The 16,280-nt window shown below is 68.4% G+C and carries 14 protein-coding genes; 5 read left to right on the top strand and 9 right to left on the bottom strand.

The features are described from left to right. Positions 1 to 10: 10 nt before the first annotated feature. Positions 11 to 880: an RDD family protein gene (locus tag EJL01_RS11360; protein WP_125107746.1), complete on the top strand. Its 870-nt coding sequence runs from the start codon at positions 11 to 13 to the stop codon at positions 878 to 880. Here the strand turns inward: EJL01_RS11360 and EJL01_RS11355 are convergent. The 5 genes from EJL01_RS11355 to EJL01_RS11335 all read right to left on the bottom strand — a co-directional run bounded on the left by EJL01_RS11355 (position 877) and on the right by EJL01_RS11335 (position 7,736). Beyond that, positions 877 to 3,108 carry a hypothetical protein gene (locus tag EJL01_RS11355; RefSeq protein WP_125107745.1) on the bottom strand — a complete coding sequence of 744 codons (2,232 nt, stop codon included), beginning with the start codon at positions 3,106 to 3,108 and terminating at the stop codon, positions 877 to 879. The genes EJL01_RS11360 and EJL01_RS11355 overlap by 4 nt on opposite strands. An 11-nt stretch (positions 3,109 to 3,119) precedes the next feature. After that, positions 3,120 to 4,445: an HSP90 family protein gene (locus EJL01_RS11350; RefSeq protein ID WP_125107744.1), complete on the bottom strand. Its 1,326-nt coding sequence runs from the start codon at positions 4,443 to 4,445 to the stop codon at positions 3,120 to 3,122. After that, a complete protein-coding gene (locus EJL01_RS11345) occupies positions 4,442 to 4,897 on the bottom strand; it encodes an ATP-binding protein (protein ID WP_125107743.1) in 456 nt (151 codons plus the stop codon). The genes EJL01_RS11350 and EJL01_RS11345 overlap by 4 nt, the downstream gene beginning before the upstream one ends. 21 nt (positions 4,898 to 4,918) lie before the next feature. Then, complete coding sequence (locus EJL01_RS11340; protein WP_125107742.1) at positions 4,919 to 6,148, bottom strand: MFS transporter; 1,230 nt, start codon at positions 6,146 to 6,148, stop codon at positions 4,919 to 4,921. Positions 6,149 to 6,257: 109 nt separating this feature from the next. Next, complete coding sequence (locus EJL01_RS11335) at positions 6,258 to 7,736, bottom strand: NAD-dependent succinate-semialdehyde dehydrogenase (RefSeq protein ID WP_125107741.1); 1,479 nt, start codon at positions 7,734 to 7,736, stop codon at positions 6,258 to 6,260. Positions 7,737 to 7,901: 165 nt separating this feature from the next. Between EJL01_RS11335 and EJL01_RS11330 the strand changes: the two genes are divergently transcribed. Both EJL01_RS11330 and EJL01_RS11325 read left to right on the top strand, forming a co-directional pair. After that, positions 7,902 to 8,633: an IclR family transcriptional regulator gene (locus EJL01_RS11330; RefSeq protein ID WP_125107740.1), complete on the top strand. Its 732-nt coding sequence runs from the start codon at positions 7,902 to 7,904 to the stop codon at positions 8,631 to 8,633. A 378-nt stretch (positions 8,634 to 9,011) separates the two neighbouring features. Beyond that, complete coding sequence (locus EJL01_RS11325) at positions 9,012 to 9,599, top strand: septum formation family protein (protein WP_125107739.1); 588 nt, start codon at positions 9,012 to 9,014, stop codon at positions 9,597 to 9,599. Between the two features lie 70 nt (positions 9,600 to 9,669). Here the strand turns inward: EJL01_RS11325 and EJL01_RS11320 are convergent, their stop codons facing one another. Genes EJL01_RS11320 through EJL01_RS11310 form a run of 3 tightly spaced genes read right to left on the bottom strand, consistent with a single transcriptional unit; the run spans position 9,670 to position 12,503 of the window. Continuing rightward, positions 9,670 to 10,875 (bottom strand): NAD(P)/FAD-dependent oxidoreductase, encoded by a 1,206-nt coding sequence (locus tag EJL01_RS11320; RefSeq protein ID WP_125107738.1) that lies wholly within the window; start codon positions 10,873 to 10,875, stop codon positions 9,670 to 9,672. 2 nt (positions 10,876 to 10,877) lie between these two features. After that, complete coding sequence (locus EJL01_RS11315; protein WP_125107737.1) at positions 10,878 to 11,195, bottom strand: 2Fe-2S iron-sulfur cluster-binding protein; 318 nt, start codon at positions 11,193 to 11,195, stop codon at positions 10,878 to 10,880. Between the two features lie 36 nt (positions 11,196 to 11,231). Further along, positions 11,232 to 12,503 (bottom strand): cytochrome P450, encoded by a 1,272-nt coding sequence (locus tag EJL01_RS11310; protein ID WP_125107736.1) that lies wholly within the window; start codon positions 12,501 to 12,503, stop codon positions 11,232 to 11,234. Between the two features lie 151 nt (positions 12,504 to 12,654). Here EJL01_RS11310 and EJL01_RS11305 point away from each other — a divergent pair, with 151 nt between their 5' ends. Next, complete coding sequence (locus EJL01_RS11305; protein WP_125107735.1) at positions 12,655 to 13,572, top strand: LysR family transcriptional regulator; 918 nt, start codon at positions 12,655 to 12,657, stop codon at positions 13,570 to 13,572. Here EJL01_RS11305 and EJL01_RS11300 read toward each other — a convergent pair. After that, the gene (locus EJL01_RS11300) at positions 13,555 to 14,979 is read right to left on the bottom strand and encodes an MFS transporter (RefSeq protein ID WP_125107734.1); all 1,425 of its coding nucleotides are present in this window, start codon (positions 14,977 to 14,979) and stop codon (positions 13,555 to 13,557) included. The two genes, EJL01_RS11305 and EJL01_RS11300, sit on opposite strands and share 18 nt — an antisense overlap. 194 nt (positions 14,980 to 15,173) lie before the next feature. Here EJL01_RS11300 and EJL01_RS11295 point away from each other — a divergent pair, with 194 nt between their 5' ends. Next, entirely contained in the window at positions 15,174 to 16,196 is a 1,023-nt protein-coding gene (locus EJL01_RS11295) for an AraC-like ligand-binding domain-containing protein (protein WP_241209214.1), read from the top strand. The last annotated feature ends 84 nt before the right edge of the window (positions 16,197 to 16,280 follow it).

Below are 16,280 nucleotides of genomic sequence, written 5' to 3'. Positions count from 1 at the left end.
AAATACTCTCATGTCTTCGCAGCCCGCGCCCCGAGTTGCCTCGTTTGCCGACGACGATGTCGTCATTGGCGAGGGTGTTGCCCTGAGCATCCCGGCCGCCGGCTGGCTGCTGCGCGCCGGCAGCGCCGCGATCGACGCGTTCGTGATCTTCGTTGGCTACCTGGTATCGCTGCTCGGGCTCGCCTGGATGCTCACGAACTTCCTGCAGAACAACAACGTGCAGTTCGAGGACGTGTGGGTCAACGTGATTCAGATCACCTGGGCCGTGCTCTGGTTCATTCTCGTGCCGCTCACGGTCGAGGTGCTCTCGAACGGCCGCTCGCTCGGCAAGCTCATCTTCGGCCTGCGCGTCGTGCGCGACGACGGCGGCGCGATCGGCTTCCGCCACTCGTTCGTGCGCGCCCTCGCGGGCCTCGCCGAGATCTTCCTCACGCTCGGCAGCATCGCCGCCCTCGTCGGCCTCTTCAACGGCCGCTCGAAGCGCGTCGGCGACTTCCTCGCCGGCACCTACGCGCAGTACGAGCGCGCGCCGCGGCCGCAGCCGCTCGCCCTCACGCTGCCGCCGCAGCTCGCGGGCTGGGCCCGGGTCGCCGATGTGGCGCGCCTGCCCGACCCGCTCGCCCGACGCATCCGTGACTTCTTCGTGCAGTCAGACAAGCTCTCGCCGGCGGCGCGCCAGCACCTCGCGGGTGACCTGGCGCGCCGGGCGCGACCCTACGTGCATCCGATTCCCGACGTCGACGCCGAGACGTTCCTCGTCGGCGTCAGCGTCGTGCGTCGCGACCGCGAATACCTCGGGATGCAGCGGCGCCGGCAGCGCTCGGCCCGCCTCGAGGGCGTGCTGCACGGCAACCCGCACGGCTTCCCGACCCGCGGTTAGCCTTCCTGCTGCACGTCGCGCAGCCACTGCGTGTGCAGACGCCAGCCCTGGAAGCGGTTGCCGTTGCGCGCATCGAGCGCCGTGGCAACGCCCTGCGCGATGTCTCGGAACTCCGGCCCGCGCGGGTCGTCGGGGCGGTGCGTGAGCAGGAAGTGGGCGGCGGTCGCGTAGATGTCGATGTCGACCGGCGCGCCCTCATAGTCGACGGTCTCGAGCGCGGCGTCGACGATCCAGGCGAGCTCGGCGGGGTTCGTCTCGGCGAGCTGCACGAGCACCGAGTTGGGCACCGAACCGAACTCGCTGAGGTCGCGGTCGACCTCCTCGATGCTCGCGACGACCTCGAGCACGCGCTCGGCGCTGCCGCCCTGCAGCTCGCGCCAGGCGACCCAGGCGCGCGCGGCGCGCCGGTGCTCGGCGTCGTGGGTCTCGTCGAGTACCTGCGCGGCCAGGGCCGCCGTGTAGTCGGGGCTGAACGGCGCGACGAGGCCGGCGGCCTGAAGCATCAACTTATGCTCGTCGACCTGCTCGCGCTCGTGCTCGAGCCAGCGCGTGAACGTGGTGAGGAGTTCCTTGAGTGCGTCGACATCGCCGAGCTGGGCCGCGACCTGCGCCTGGCCGAGCGCGAGCTGACTCGTCGGGCCGCCGACTTTCGCGCGCACCTCGTGCTCGAGGGTGATGAACTCGGCAACCGAGTCGATCGACACGTCGGGGTCGCCGAGGGCCTGGTGCACGACATCGACGTAACCACCCTCGGCGGCGGCGCGCACGCCGGGCTCGATGGCGTCGTTGTCATCGAGGCGCAGGCGCTGGGTGTGCGTGAGGCCCTCGAGCATGGCACGGTTGTTGCCCACGACGGCGTGCTGCATCGCGCCGAGGAAGAGCGTGCCGAACACGACGGTCGTGAGGCGAAGCTCCTGCGCCCGGGCGATGATCTTGTCGACGAGTTCGGGCTGCGTCGACTCTTCGCTGAGCTCCTGCACCGCCAGCATGGTCTCGTGGTAGCGCTTGTTCATCGACACGGGCGCGCGATCGACCGAAACGCCCTGTGTCTGTCGCGGCAGCCAGCCTGCCCGAAGGATGTGCTCGGCGCGCGCCTGCGGGTCGCCCCACACCTCCGCATCGTCGACGACGTCGAGCTTCGGCGCATCTGGCAGGCCTTCGAGCCAGAACTCGCGCAGTTCATCCTGGTGGCGGGTGGCGACACCGCCGCGCTCGTCGTGCAGCTTCGCCGCATTTTCGGCGATCTTGAACAGCAGCCAGCCCTCGTCGTTCGCCGGGTCGGCGAGCACGCGCACGCGGGCGACCGCGGCGGTGGCGCGCCAGTTCGTGTCGTCGAGGTAGAGCTGGGAGAGGAGGTGGTCGGCGAACTCCTCCGCCTCGTCGCGGCGGTGCTCGAGCACCACCAAGAGGTCGTCGGCCTCGATCTCGTCGATGAGCAAGTCGAGCTCGAACTGTTCACGCAACTCGTCGCCGATCTGCGCGGCAACCGCGCGCTGGCCGGCGCGGGCATAGAGCACGCCCTGGCGGGCGCGGAGGCTCACGAGGTGCGCCAGCTCGGGGTGGTTGGGGTCGAGCGGGCCCGGGCCGACGCCGAGGCCGGCGAGCCGCTGCTCGAGCGTGCGCAGGGCGAGCTGCGGGTCGACGCGCACGAGCATCGAGCTCTCGTATACCGAGCTGTAGGGGCTGCCGGGCTGCCAGTAGTCGTTGTCGGCGGTGAGCCACTCGTTGAGGTGCTGCAGGGTCGCGTCGCGGTCGCCGAAGTCGGCGGCGAGCTCGGCCTTCGCGAGGAACGCCTCGCCGAGGTCGAGACCCCGCTCGCGAATCTGCGCCTCGACGAGGCCGACGACCTGCTCGAGTTGGGCGCGCGGGATGCTCGGGTCGTCGACGAGCGTCGAGGCGACGGTGCTGATCGACTCGAGGAACGTCGCGAGGTTGTCGGGGTGCAGGTGGTCGCCGTACCTGGCAATGATCTGCAGGAGGCGCGCGTACGCCTCGAGCGCTTCCTGCGCCTTGCCGGTCTGCGAGAACAACGAGTACTGCCCGTAGCGGGCGCTCGCCGCGAGGTGCGGCACGCCCTCGGCCTCGCAGTCGGCGACCTGCTGTTCCCACGCCTCCGCGGTGCCGCGGTCGAGCGGCATGTCCCAGATCGCCGAGCTGCGGTCGATGAGAGCGCGGACGCGAATCGCCTGCTCGCCCTCGAGATCGGCGACTTCGTCGTATCGAATCATGAGTTTCCCTTTCAGGTGGCCGCAACGAGCAACTCGCCCAGCGCATCGGCCAGGGTTCGCTGCTCGTCAGCGTTGAGTCGTTGACCTGCCTGGAGCAGGCTGAGGAGGTAGAGGGCGCGCACGGCCTGCTGCTGCAGTTGCAGCGTGCGAGCCGCGACGACGGCACGCACGGCGTCGGCGCGCACGTTGAGTACGAGTTTCGGGCGTCGGTCGACGGGGTCGGCTTGCTTGGTGCCGCCGGTGAGGGCGGCCCACGGGTCATCGTCGGCGGCTTCTTCGGCGAAGTCGAACCCGGCGGGCGGGGGCGGCACGTGCAGCGAGAGCACCGATGCCGGGGCGAAGTCACGCAGGTCGAGCCCGACGCCGAGCTCGTCCAGCACCGGCGTCGCGACGGCCCTCAGCTGTTCGACGAATGCCTGCCGCTCGGGCTTCGGTTGCGGCAGCGCGTCGAGTTGCTCGGTACGAGAGAACAGGCTCACGCGCACGCGCGTCTGGACCCTGCCGAATGCCTCGAGCACGGCAATCGAATGCGTGTAGCCGCCGTTGACGAGCATCCCACCCTGCGCCGAGACGAGCGAGGCGTTCGCACTGAACTCCCCCACCGTCGAGGCGTAACTGATCTTGCTCGGCATCTGCGCGAACGGCACGAGGCCTGAGCTCGTCTCCCAGAGATAGTGGCGCGCGACGAACTGCAGCATGACGTCGTCGGCCGCGGCCATCGCGAGCAGGTTCGTCGAGTGCACGTCGAGGAACTGCTTGAAGCGGTCGCCGCCCTCGGCCGCGAGTCGTTCGATGCCCGTGCGCAGCTGCCGGCCGACTTCGGCCTGCACGTCGCGCACGAGCTCGGTCTCTTGCAGCGATTCGCGGGATGCGGTGAGCGTCAGCGAGCCCGCCTCGAGCGCGACCTTCACGAACGTCGCCCACTCGGGCACGAGCTGCGTGTTGTCGTCGGCGACGAACATGCCGTTCGAGAAGACGCGGTCGCCGCCGCGATGCTTGCTCGAGATCGAGTTGCTCGAGACGAACGCGAGGCCCCGCACGCCCGCGACGGGCACGTCGATCGGGAAGGCCGCGAGCGGCGACATGCCAAAGGTGCGCAAGCACCACTCGAGCGCGTCCGGCCCGGCGAGCTGCCACGGCGGCGTCTGCCGACTCACGATGCGGCCGGGGCTGCCATCAGCGCCGCGGTGCACCGTGATGGGCACCGGCAGCAGCCCGGCAAACTTCGACGCGAGCAACTCGACGCGCTCGAAACTCACCCAGCCGGCGTCTTCGGGCCGCGCCCGCACCCACACCTCGGTGCCGGGCGCCTCAAGCGGGTCGGCCGCCTCGGTCACGGTGAAGGTGCCGTCGCCGCTTCCAATCCAGAGTGCATCGTCGGTGCATTCGACTCGCGGGCGCTGCGCGAGCGCACCTCGATCTGGTCGGCAACGAGGAAGCACGAGAGCAGGCCGATGCCGAACTGGCCGAGGTAGTCGCGGCGGGCCTGCGCAAACTCGCCGCGCTTGCTCGAGGCGCCGATGGTCGAGAGCAACTGGCGGGCCTCCTGTTCCGTCAGTCCGATGCCCGCATCGCGCACGAGCAGCGCGCGGCGCGGCTCGTCGACGATGAGCTCGATCGGTGCCTGCTGGCCGGATGCGGCGGACTGGCCGAGGCGTTCGCGCGCCACCAGCGCGTCCCGCGCGTTCTGGATGAGCTCGCGCACGAACACCCGCGGGCTCGAGTAGAGGTGGTGCGAGAGGATCTCGACGATGCCGCGCAGGTCAACCTGGAAGTTCTCGGTTGTCACCCCGCCAGCATAGAGACCGTTTTATGTGCGATCTCCACGTTGCAGGTAGGCAAGCATCAGCGCGAGCACGAAGCAGAGCGCGTAGGTGCAGGCCACGGCGCCCCAGCTCGCGAGGAATCCACCCGTATGGTCGACGAGCCAGCCGATGATGGCGGGGCCCGATGCGAAGCCGAGGTACATGCCAGCCGAGACGAGGCCGGAGGCGATGCCGATGCGGGCCCGCGGCGCCGCCGCAATGATGCCGGAGTTGATGACGACATTGGCGGCGAGCGGGAGCGCGGCGTGCATCGCGATGCCAACCCAGACGAGCCACACCTGGCCGGTGATCGACGCGAGGCAGAGCGCGCCGAGGCCCGCGATGCCGCCGAGGTTCATGACCGAGATGAGCGGGGCGGGGCGGCCCCAGCTGCCGTTGACGCGGCCCCAGCCGACGCGGCTGAGGATGCCGATGACGCCGATGACGCCGAGCAGCAGGCCGCCGAGCTCGACCGGGAAGTCGAACTCGCGGATCGAGAAGAGCGATACGTAGGTGTTGACGCCCTGCGTGCCGACGGCGTTGAGGAACGAGATGGCGGCGAAGACCCAGACCGCGGGCGGCAGCTTCGTCGCCTCGCCGGGGTTGGTGACGATCGAGCCGGTCGACGGGGTCGGGGCGCCGTTCGCGGGGCGGCGCAAGCGGTTGAGCACGATCCAACTGATCGCGAAGCAGGCGGCGCTGATCGCGGCGCCGAAGGTCGCGGCGGCGGTCCAGCCGCCGACCGTCGCGATGAGGGGAAAGCTGAGGCCGGCGACGAGCATGCCCATCTGCACGCCCGATTGCTTCCAGCCCATCCAGGTCGAGCGCTGGGCGGCCGGCACGCGCGTCGCGATGAGACGGTTCGTCACCGGATTCGACATCGCCTGAGCCGGGCCGACGAACAGCGCGGCAACGATGAAGCCAGCGAAGCTGTGCCAGACGATCGTGATGGCGAAGGCGAGCAGCGTGCCGACCATGATGATCGCGAACTGCACGATGGTGCGCAGCCGGTCGGCGAGCACACCGAGCAGCGTCGACGTGAGGCCGGCCGAGAGGAAGATTGTCGAGAGGATGATGCCGAACTGGCCGTCGGTGATGCCGAACGTTTCGATGAGCGGCGCGCTCAGCGAGGTGACGCCAAAGTTGAAGACGATGCCGACCGCCATCGCGGCGATCAACACAAACAGCAGGATGCTCGGCGCGCGCTGCGCCCTACCCTCACGACTCTCCACCATCAGTTCCCTCTCCTCCACTCGCGAAGAACGGTTGAGTGGTCACTTTTTGTAGTTCTGGCGGTGCCAGAACTACAAAAAGTGACCACTCAACCGTTCTAGGTGGCCGGGGTTAGGCCGTGGCGTAGGGGTTCGGGATGGCGGTGTACTTCGTGTAGAGGTACTCCTCGATGCCCTCGAACGACCCCTCCTTGCCGAGGCCCGACTGCTTCACGCCACCGAAGGGGGCGGCCGCATTCGACAGCACGCCGACGTTGAGGCCCATCATGCCCGACTCGATGCGGTCCATCATGCGCTGGCCGCGGTCGAAGCTCTCGGTGAAGACGTACGACATGAGGCCGTACTCGGTGCCGTTCGCGAGCGCGACGGCCTCGTCCTCGGTCTCGAAGGTGATGATCGGCAGCACCGGGCCGAAGATCTCCTCGCGGAAGATCTTGGCGCCCTGGGTGATGTTCTTCAGCACGGTCGCCTCGAAGAAGTAGCCGTCGCCGTCGACCGGGCTACCGCCCGACACGACCTCGGCGCCCTGCTCCACGGCGTCGTCAACGAGCTCCTTGACCTTGTCGACGGCCTTCTGCTCGACGAGCGGGCCGATCACGACGCCGTCCTCGATGCCGGGGCCCATCTTGAAGTCGTTCACCTTCGCGGCGACGCGCTTCGAGAACTCGTCGGCGATCGACGCCTGCACGATGATGCGGTTCGCGGCGGTGCACGCCTGGCCGATGTTGCGGAACTTCGCGGCGATAACGCCCTCAACGGCCTTGTCCAGGTCGGCGTCCTCGAACACGACGAACGGGGCGTTGCCACCAAGCTCCATCGACGAGCGCAGCACCTTGTCGGCGGCCTTCTTCATAAGACCGATACCGACCGGGGTCGAGCCGGTGAACGAGATCTTGCGGAGGCGGTCATCCTCCATGATCGCGTTCGTGACGCCGCCGGTGTTGCGGGTGGTGATGACGTTGACGACGCCCTTGGGCACGCCGACCTCTTCGAGCACCTTGGCGAAGTAGAGGGTGGTGAGTGGCGTGAGCGACGCCGGCTTCACGATGACGGTGTTACCCGCCGCGAGCGCGGGGGCAATCTTGCGCGTCGCCATGGCGAGCGGGAAGTTCCACGGGGTGATGAGGAAGCAGGGGCCGACCGGGTGGTGCGACACGAACATGCGCTGCGTGCCCTCGGGGTTCTCGGCGTAGCGGCCGACGATGCGCGGCGCCTGCTCGGAGAACCAGCGAAGGAACTCGCCACCGTAGTTCACCTCGCCCTGCGCCTCGGCGAGGGGCTTGCCCATCTCGAGGGTCATGAGCAGCGCGAACTCGTCGCGGCGGGCCATGACATCGTCGAAGGCCTTACGCAGCAGCTCGGCGCGGGTGCGGGCGGGCGTGCGTGCCCACTCGTCCTTGACCGCGACGGCGGCATCGAGGGCAGCGATGCCCTGCTCGACGGATGCGTTGGCCACGCGTGCGAGCTCGGCACCGGTAGCGGGGTTGTTCACGACGAACGCGTCGCCGCCCTCGCCGTCGACCCACTCGCCGCCGATGAGCAGCTGGGTCGGAACCTTCGCGAGGAGCTCTGCCTCAGTTGGGTAGGTCATCTATGACTCCAATTCGTTGCGCTGGTATCTGGACGCGTATCACGCGCTCACGCGTCCTTCGACGGTACACCGCGAAGGTTCCGCGGCCGCTGGTGTTGCCGCACGCATCCGCCCCAGATCTTTGTGCGAAACCACAACCGATTGCGCGCGTGCCAAACTAGCGACATGGCCCCCACTACCGCGAACCGACAGACGTCCTCGCACGCGCAGACGCTTTCCCGCGGCATCCGGGCCCTCGAGGTGCTCGCCGAGGCAGGCCGACCGATCTCGATCGCCGACCTCGCCGCCGCCCTCAACGTGCACCGCTCGGTGGCCTACCGCATCCTGCGTACGCTCGAGGACCACGGGCTCGTGCGCCGCGACTCGCAGGGGCTCATCCGCCTCGGCCCACGCATGGCGCAGCTCGCGCGCGGCGTGCAGCGCGACCTGCAGACCGTCGCCCTCCCCGAGCTCACCGACCTCGCGAACCGCTTCGCCGTCACGGCGTTCGTCGGCCTGCTCGACGACGACGACATCGTCACGCTCATGAGCGTCGAGCCGCGGGTCGCGTCGACCTCGGTCGCGCAGCGCCCGGGCAGCCGGCATCCGGTCACGGCGGGCGCGGCGGGCCTCGCGGTGCGGATGCAGATGAACGGTCGCGAGCTCGACGAACTTCGGGCGCACGGCCTCGACCCCGACGACGAGGGCATCCGCGCGGCGCACCTGCGTGGCCACGCCACCTCGTCGAACGAGGCGGTGCCCGGCCTCTCGGCGCTCGCCGTGCCCCTCCCCCTCGCGGACGAGCAGCTCGCGTCGCTCGCCGTCGTGTTCCTCAACTCGGGCGAGGACCGCGACGAGGCCGCGATCGTCGCGAGCCTGCACGAGGCGGCGCGCACGATCTCAGCCGCGCTCGCGTAGCGAGCCGGGAAAGCGTCGTTGCCCCGGGGGAACACGGCATCCCCGAGGCAACGGACTCGCTCGCACCCCGGCGTTGCGGCGCGAAACTCGCAGATCTGGACTGGTCCGGCGCAACCAGCGGGGGCGGTCACAATTTCGACTCGGTTTTGATCCTGTCCATAGTTTGCACCAAGATCCCAGATAGCACAAAGCCTGGTGTACATCCGCACAAGCACGCCGATGCCGCGCACGGTCGGAGGTGTCGATCAGTCTTCGGTCTGATTCCAACGACGGGACTGCAATCTTGCGGATGACGACCCGGTCCGCCGCGAAAACTTAGGCTGTTCTCAGCCGGTTGGCGACCTGCATCCCGACCCCCCCGCAAAGAAGAGGAACATCATGTCGACTAAGAAACTGCGCACCCCTGGCATCCTCGCCGCCGTTGCGATCGCTGGGCTCGTGCTCACCGGTTGCCAGAGCGGCAACGAGCGCATCGAAGACCGCTCGAACACCGAGGCCGACGAGCAGGACACCACCGAAGAGACCACCGACACGACCGAGGAAACCACTGAGCCCGAGGAGTCGGACGAAGAAGAGTTCCAGGCTCCCGAAGAGCAGAGCGTCTTCGACCTCACCGTCGGCGATTGCGTGACGCAGCCCGAGGAAGAGTCGTCCGAGTACCAGACTCTCGAGATCGTGCCTTGCACCCAGCCGCACGAGTACGAGGTGTTCTACGAGTTCGATGTGACTGACATCGACGAGTTCGACAAGACTGCAATTGAGAACCAAATTGCAGAACAGTGCTACGGCCAACCATTCGAGGACTTCATCGGCACCGCCTACGACCAGTCGACCCTCGGCGTGCAGTACCTCATGCCGACCCAGGGCAGCTGGGATGAGAACAACGACCGTCTCGTGAGCTGCATGGTCTACGAGGCCGACGACACCAACGAGACGACACAGTCGCTCGAGGGCTCGCGCCTCTAACCCACCCCGACGAACAAAGCCCGCCCGGGCGAGGAACGAACCTCACCCGGGCGGGCTTTTTCGTGGCTGATTACGCGGGCACGAGCGCCGACTTCAGCGTGAAGCCGGGCTCGGCCGCGGCGGCCGGGGTGACGGATGCGGCGGCCGCGGAGGCGAGCAGCTTGCGGGCGGCGACGTGGTCGGCCGGCTTGTTCACCGACTCGACGCAGACGAGCCGCTCCCCCGCAAACCGCAGCACCGAGAACTTACCGGCGCTGGGATCGCCGAGCACAACCTCGGTGTCGGCGCCGTCGGCGAGGCCGGCGATCTGGAGCTTCGCGCCAGCCTGGATCGACCAGAACCACGGCACCTCGTCGTAGTCGCTCGCGCCGTGCACGATCGCACGCGCGACGTGGCGGCCCTGCTCGGTGGCGTTCTGCACCGACTCGATGCGCTGGAACTCGCCCCGCGCATCCGGGAAGCGGGCGATGTCGCCGATCGCCCAGATGCCGGGCAGGCTAGTGCGCAGCGACGCGTCGACGATAACGCCGCGGTCGGTGGCGAGGCCGGCGGCACCCGCGGCGTCGGCGAATACTGGGCAGTCGTCGACGCCGATGCCGGCGACGGTGAGGTCGGCCGGCCAGTCGGCGAGGTCTTGCTCATCGGCAAGCGCGTCGACGCCGAACACGAACTCGACGCCGGCCGCGCGCAGGTGTGCGGTGAGCCAGTCAGCGGTCGTCGCCGAGGCCGAGCGCCCGAGCAGGCGCGGGCCCCGGCTCAGCAGCGTGACCTGCTTGCCCTTCGTCGCGGCGACGGCGGCGAACTCGAGCCCGATGAAGCCGCTGCCGACCACGAGGACGCGCTCGGCGTCGGCGAGCCGGCCGCGCAACGCCTCGGCGTCGTCGGCCGTGCGCAGCACGTGCGCGCGTGCCGACGCGGCGTCGCCGCGGCGCAGGCGCCGGGCGGGCGCGCCGACCGCGAGCACCAGCTCGTCGTAGGTGAGGCGCGAGCGCTCGCCCCGTGCATCCGCGAGCTCGATCGTCCGGGCGCCCGGGTCGATGCCGCGTAGCTCGACCCCGAGGCGCAGCTCGATGCCGAGGCGCTCGTAGAACTCGGCGCCGCGCAGGGGCAGGGGCTCGTCACCCGAGGCGAGGCCGTCCTTCGACAGCGGCGGGCGCTGGTACGGCAGCCGCGTGTCGCGGTCGAGCAAGACGATCTCGCCGTCGAAGCCTTCGTCGCGCAGCGTCTCGGCCGCTTGCACACCCGCGTGCCCGGCGCCCGCGATGACGACGCGCATCGCTACACCTGCGATTCGGGCAGGTCGACGGTGAGCTCGTCGAAGTCGCGGCCCGCGAGCAGCTGGCAGCCGAGGCGCGAGTTGTCGAGGCGATCCGAGGTGGTGCACTCGAGCATCTCGTCCTCATCTTCACTCACCTCTGGCAGGTTGACGCCGTCGGGCACGTAGACGTGGCAGGTGGCGCACATGGCCTGGCCGCCGCACTCGCCGACGATGCCGGCCACGTCATTCTGCAGGGCGGCGCGCATGATCGAGGTGCCCTCGTCGACGACGACGGTGGCCGAGGTGCCGTCAACGCGGCGGTAGGTAATGCTGGGCATACGGGGTGTCCTTTCGGAAGAGTAAGCGGGGTCGGCCTAGGCGTCCCAGGTGATCGGCATGTGCGTCATGCCGCGGAAGACCCATCCCGTTTCGACGGCCTGCTGCTCGGGGTCGAGGCGCAGGCCCGGGAATTCGGCGAACAGCCGCGGCAGGGCGACGTCGGCCACCTGCGAGCGAGCGAGCCACGCGCCGGCGCAAAAGTGCACGCCGCCGCCGAACGCGAGGTGCGGCTGCTTCTCGCGGCCGAGGTCGTAGCGGTCGGCGTTCGCAAACACTGACTCGTCGCGGTTCGCCGAGAGTGCCACGACGCCGAGCTTCGCGCCGGCCGGCAGCACCGTGCCGCCGAGTTCGACCTCGCGGGTGGTCTGGCGCGGGTACATGCCGATCGGGGCGATCCACCGCACTCCCTCCTCGAAGGCGTCCTTCCACGTGCGGGTGCCGTTGAGCACGGCGGCGCGCTGCTCGGGCTCGCCGAACAGGCCCATCATGATCGTCGTGATCGCGTCGCGCGGCTCGTTGATGCCGCCGCCGATCGACATTTTGAGGTTCGCGCGGATGTTCGCGAGCGTCACCTCATCGCCGTTCGACGTGTGGATGATGTTCGAGATGAGCGTGTCGTTCGGGTGCTCCCAATAGTGCGCGATCATCTCGTCCAGGGCGATGTTCACCTCGTCGTAGCTGCGCTTCGCCTCGGCCCACAACTCGGGGTCGTCGGCGTAGTTGCCGGTGCCGTTGATCATCGTCTGTGACCAGCGGATCATGTCTTGGTCGGTCGCGTTCTCGAAGCCCATGACGCGACGCAGGTTCTCGGCCGCGTAGGGCCCGGCGAAGTGGTGCACGAACTCGACGCCCGGGCCGACCTCGCGCAGCACGGCGGCGTAGCGCTCGTAGCTCTCCTCGAACACCTGGCGCCAGCTCGCCTTGATCGCCTTCGGCTTGAGCACATTGCCGTAGGTCGCCCGCTGAACGGCGTGGTTCGGGTCGTCCATGCGCAGCATCGAGTGGCCCATCGACTTCTTCATGAGCGAGCCGCGCTCGTTCGCCGTGAAGGTTCCGGGGTCGTTGTCGACGGTGTGCACGTCCTCGTAGCGCGTCACGAAGTAGCGACCGGCCGCCGGCACGTACGGCACCGGATGCTCCTGGCGCAGCTTCGCGAACGTCGGGAACGGGTCGCGCGTGAGGTCCTCGAGCGTCACCCAGTCGGCGATGTACGTGCCGGGCAGCGGCTCAGGCGCCTCGTAGGGCGTGTACTCGGGCTCGGCGACGGCGGTCGCAGAACCGGCAAAGAACGGGCAGGTCGCAGTCATGGTGTGCTCCTCGGACGTCGGTGTCACGGTGCGGTGGGGACGCGTCGGTGCGGCCCAGTACTGCAACAATTCCACCGCGCGAACCAAAGCAAAAGCACGGAGTTTCGTAGAACATCCCCTATTTGAATGATGTTATGGGAAGATCGAGCGCATGTCCGACTTCACGCTGCGCCAGCTCGAGTACCTCGTCGCCGTCGCGGAGCACGGCACCATCGCCGCGGCCGCCGCGAGCCTGCACGTTTCAGAATCGGCGGTCGCGACCGCGCTCACCCAGCTCGAGCGAAGCCTCGGCACGACGCTGCTCGTGCGCCGCCGCGCGCACGGTGTGCAGCTCACCTCTGAGGGCACCCTCGCCGTCCAGCGCGCGCGCTCGCTGCTCGTGCAAACGCAGGATTTCCAGGCGGAGTTCTCGTCGGTCGAGCTGCGCGGTACCGTGCACATCGCGACCTACCCGACGCTCGCACCCACGCTCGCGCCGCGACTCGTGCGCAAGCTCGAGGATGCGCATCCCGGCCTGCGCGTGCAGGTGTCGACGATGCCCGCATCGCGCCTGCAACAGGAGGTTGAGCACGGTCAGGTCGACCTCGGCATTTGCTACGGCTTCGACCTCGCCGGCGACTTCGAACGCAGGGTGCTGCGCCAGCTGCACGCCCACGTCGCGCTGCCACCCGACCACCGCCTCGCCGACGCCGAGCGCGTCGACCTGCGCGAGCTCGCCGACGAACCGTTCATTCGCTACGACCAGTCACCGAGCTGGGAGCACACGCAATCGGTGCTCGAGGCTGCGGGCATTTCTGTGAACACGCGCTTCTCGACCGACGGCTACGAGCTCGCGCGCTCGTACGTCGCGGCCGGCCTCGGCTGGAGTCTCTTCGTCATGCGCTCGCTCAACGAGGGCACGCGCGACGGCGGCCACATCGTCGTGAAACCAATTTCGCCGCCACCCACCCCGACCGAAGTCGTGGCGGTGTGGCGGCGAAACCGGCCGATGCGGCGGGTACAGCCGCTCATCGACGCGCTCGTGGCGCTCGTGCAGGAGGACGCGCGAACGCTACCGGAGCTTGGTTAGTTCGTCGGCGCCGTAGTACTCGACCATGATCGCCGAGGTCTCGGTGGGCAGGCGGTCGGGGTCGAACAGGTGATACCGGCCCGACTCCTCGAAGCCGACGTCGAGCGGAATGCCGCGGCGGTCGCGGAGCACGAGCACGGCGCTGAGCGAGATGAGGATCATGACGAGCAGGTACTGCGACACGGCCTGCGTCGTGCCGAATTGCGCAACGAGCGCGGCGGCGATGGTCGGGGCGAAGGCGCCACCGAGGATCGCGCCGAGCGCGTACGAGATCGAGACGCCCGAGGTGCGCACCGACGCGGGGAAGGTCTCGGCGTACCAGGCCGCCTGCGGGCCGTATGTGAGACCGAGGCCGACGGCGAAGATGACCATGCCCACGGTGAGCCAGAGCAGGTCGCCGGTGTTCACGAACCAGAACAGCGGGAATGCGAACAGGGCCATCCAGAGGAAGCCGATGATGTACGTGTTCTTGCGACCGATGCGGTCGGCGAGGTAACCCGAGACCAACGTCGAGACGAACCACATCGCCGCCGCGATCGTGACCGCGTTGAGCACGCTCGTTCGGTCCATCGCGAGCAGCCCCTCGGGGTTCGTCGAGTAGTTGAGGATGAACCCGCCGGTGATCATGTAGCCGGCCGCGTTGTTGCCCGCGAAGACGAGGGCGAGCAGGATGACGAGCTTCCAGTGCTTGCGGAAGAGCTCGACGATGGGCATCTTGATGCGATTGCCCGTCTCCTTCATCTCGGTGAAGACCGGTGACTCCTCGACCGACTGGCGCACGATGAAGCCGACGACGACGAGCACGATCGAAAGCAGGAACGGCACGCGCCAGCCCCACTCGTTGAACGCCTCTCCGGGCGAGATGACGCCCGACATGAGCGCGAGCACGCCGGTCGCGAGCAGCATGCCGATCGGCACGCCGAGCTGCGGGAACATGCCGTAACGGCCGCGCTTGTTGACCGGGGCGTACTCAACGGCCATGAGCACCGCGCCGCCCCACTCGCCGCCGGCCGAGATGCCCTGCAGGATGCGCAGGAGGATGAGCAGAATCGGCGCGACAATGCCGACGTCTTCGTAGGTCGGCAATACGCCGATGAGCGTCGTCGCCGCGCCCATGAGCACGAGCGTGATGACGAGCATGAGTTTGCGGCCGAGGCGATCGCCATAGTGGCCGACGAGCGCCGCGCCGAGCGGGCGGAACAGGAACGAGATGCCCACCGTGAGGAAGGTGAGGATCTGGCCGATCGTGCCGCCGACCTCGGCGAAGAAGAGCTGGTTGAACACGAGGCCGGCGGCGTTCGCGTAGATGAAGAAGTCGTACCACTCAATGGTGGTGCCGACGATGGTCGCGCCGACGACGCGCCGGCGCTCTTTCGCAGAGCGCTGCTCCGCGGAGGTTTCAGACATGGGGGACTCCTTTGTCAACCACGATGCAGCGTGGCTTGGTGAGGTTCGCTTCTTCTGCGACGGAGCATGCGGGCGCTCGTCGACCGCGGAAGAAGTTGCCTCCTCAGTTTCCGTCGAATCGTATTTGAAATCAAATCTAATTCTGGGAGGATCTCCGGCCGCCTCTACGCTCGACTGGCTACGATGAGGGGCAAATGTCGCAGGCATGGATGGACACCGACGTCACCGAGGGCCCCGATGGTGCGCCCACCGGTGCTATTCACGTGCCCGGCGGCGGGCGCGACTCGTTCGGCCCGGTGAACCTCACGCTCGCGCAGTTTCAGGAGGAAGTAAACGCCTCGTTCGTGCCGCTCATCGTGACGAGCGGGCTCGGCGAGCGCTTCCGCGGCCGCATCAACGGCGTCAACGTGCACGGCGTCGGCTTCACCGACGTGCGCGCCGACCCGCAGCTCGTCGAGCGCACGCCGGAGCAGATTGCCGAGGCGACCGAGCACTTCTACAAGATCTCGTTGCACCTCGAGGGCACGGGCACGCTCCGCCAGAGCGGCCGCAGCGTCACGCTCTCCCCCGGCGACCTCGCGATCTATGACACCTCTGTGCCCTACGAGCTCGAGTTCACGCACCGCTTCCGCTCGCTCGTGATCATGCTGCCGCACGCGCGACTCAGCGTGCCGCACCGCCTCTCGTCGCAGTTCACGGCGATCCGGCTCGCCGGCTCGGAGGGGCTCGGCCGCGTGGTCTCGCCGTTTCTCGCCACCCTTGGCACGAACATGCACGAGTTGCGCGGCCCCGCGGGCGCGAAACTCGTGCAGAACGCGGTCGACCTGCTCGACACTCTGCTCTCGAACGAACTCGACCTCGTGAAGTTCGCCGCCGACCCGCACCTCTCGCTGCTGCAGCAGGTGCGCGACCGGATTGACGACAATCTGGGAGATCCGGGGCTCAGCCCGAACTCGATCGCCGCCGACGCGTTCATTTCGGTGCGCCACCTTCACAACCTCTTCCACGACCAGGGCCAGACGGTCGCGTCGTACATCCGCACGCGCCGCCTCGAGCGCACCTACCTTGACCTCACGAGCCCAGAACACGCGGATGTCTCGGTCGCCGCGATCGGCAGCCGCTGGGGCTTTAAGGACCCGGCCCACTTCTCTCGGGCCTTCAAACAGGCGTACGGCGAATCGCCCCGCGACGTGCGCCGGCACGCGCTCGGCCGCTAGCCGCGCATCCGCCCCCACCTTTCTCGTGGCGAAGGGCGCCCCACGTACAGTACGATTGGATCCAATCAGCAGATCAAGGGAGAG

The organism is Gulosibacter massiliensis, assembly GCF_900626105.1.
Lineage (GTDB): Bacteria > Actinomycetota > Actinomycetes > Actinomycetales > Microbacteriaceae > Gulosibacter > Gulosibacter sediminis.
The sequence above is the reverse complement of the archived record's forward strand: the minus strand, read 5'-3'. Positions and strand labels throughout refer to the sequence as shown.

Excerpts from the sequence above, each read along its gene's own strand:
- EJL01_RS11325 (WP_125107739.1), top strand. The coding sequence starts at position 9,012 with ATGTCGACTAAGAAACTGCGCACCCCTGGCATCCTCGCCGCCGTTGCG.
- EJL01_RS11315 (WP_125107737.1), bottom strand. The coding sequence starts at position 11,195 with ATGCCCAGCATTACCTACCGCCGCGTTGACGGCACCTCGGCCACCGTC.
- EJL01_RS11355 (WP_125107745.1), bottom strand. The coding sequence starts at position 3,108 with ATGATTCGATACGACGAAGTCGCCGATCTCGAGGGCGAGCAGGCGATT.
- EJL01_RS11335 (WP_125107741.1), bottom strand. The coding sequence starts at position 7,736 with ATGACCTACCCAACTGAGGCAGAGCTCCTCGCGAAGGTTCCGACCCAG.
- EJL01_RS11360 (WP_125107746.1), top strand. The coding sequence starts at position 11 with ATGTCTTCGCAGCCCGCGCCCCGAGTTGCCTCGTTTGCCGACGACGAT.
- EJL01_RS11330 (WP_125107740.1), top strand. The coding sequence starts at position 7,902 with ATGGCCCCCACTACCGCGAACCGACAGACGTCCTCGCACGCGCAGACG.
- EJL01_RS11300 (WP_125107734.1), bottom strand. The coding sequence starts at position 14,979 with ATGTCTGAAACCTCCGCGGAGCAGCGCTCTGCGAAAGAGCGCCGGCGC.
- EJL01_RS11340 (WP_125107742.1), bottom strand. The coding sequence starts at position 6,148 with ATGGTGGAGAGTCGTGAGGGTAGGGCGCAGCGCGCGCCGAGCATCCTG.
- EJL01_RS11295 (WP_241209214.1), top strand. The coding sequence starts at position 15,174 with ATGTCGCAGGCATGGATGGACACCGACGTCACCGAGGGCCCCGATGGT.
- EJL01_RS11320 (WP_125107738.1), bottom strand. The coding sequence starts at position 10,875 with ATGCGCGTCGTCATCGCGGGCGCCGGGCACGCGGGTGTGCAAGCGGCC.
- EJL01_RS11305 (WP_125107735.1), top strand. The coding sequence starts at position 12,655 with ATGTCCGACTTCACGCTGCGCCAGCTCGAGTACCTCGTCGCCGTCGCG.
- EJL01_RS11310 (WP_125107736.1), bottom strand. The coding sequence starts at position 12,503 with ATGACTGCGACCTGCCCGTTCTTTGCCGGTTCTGCGACCGCCGTCGCC.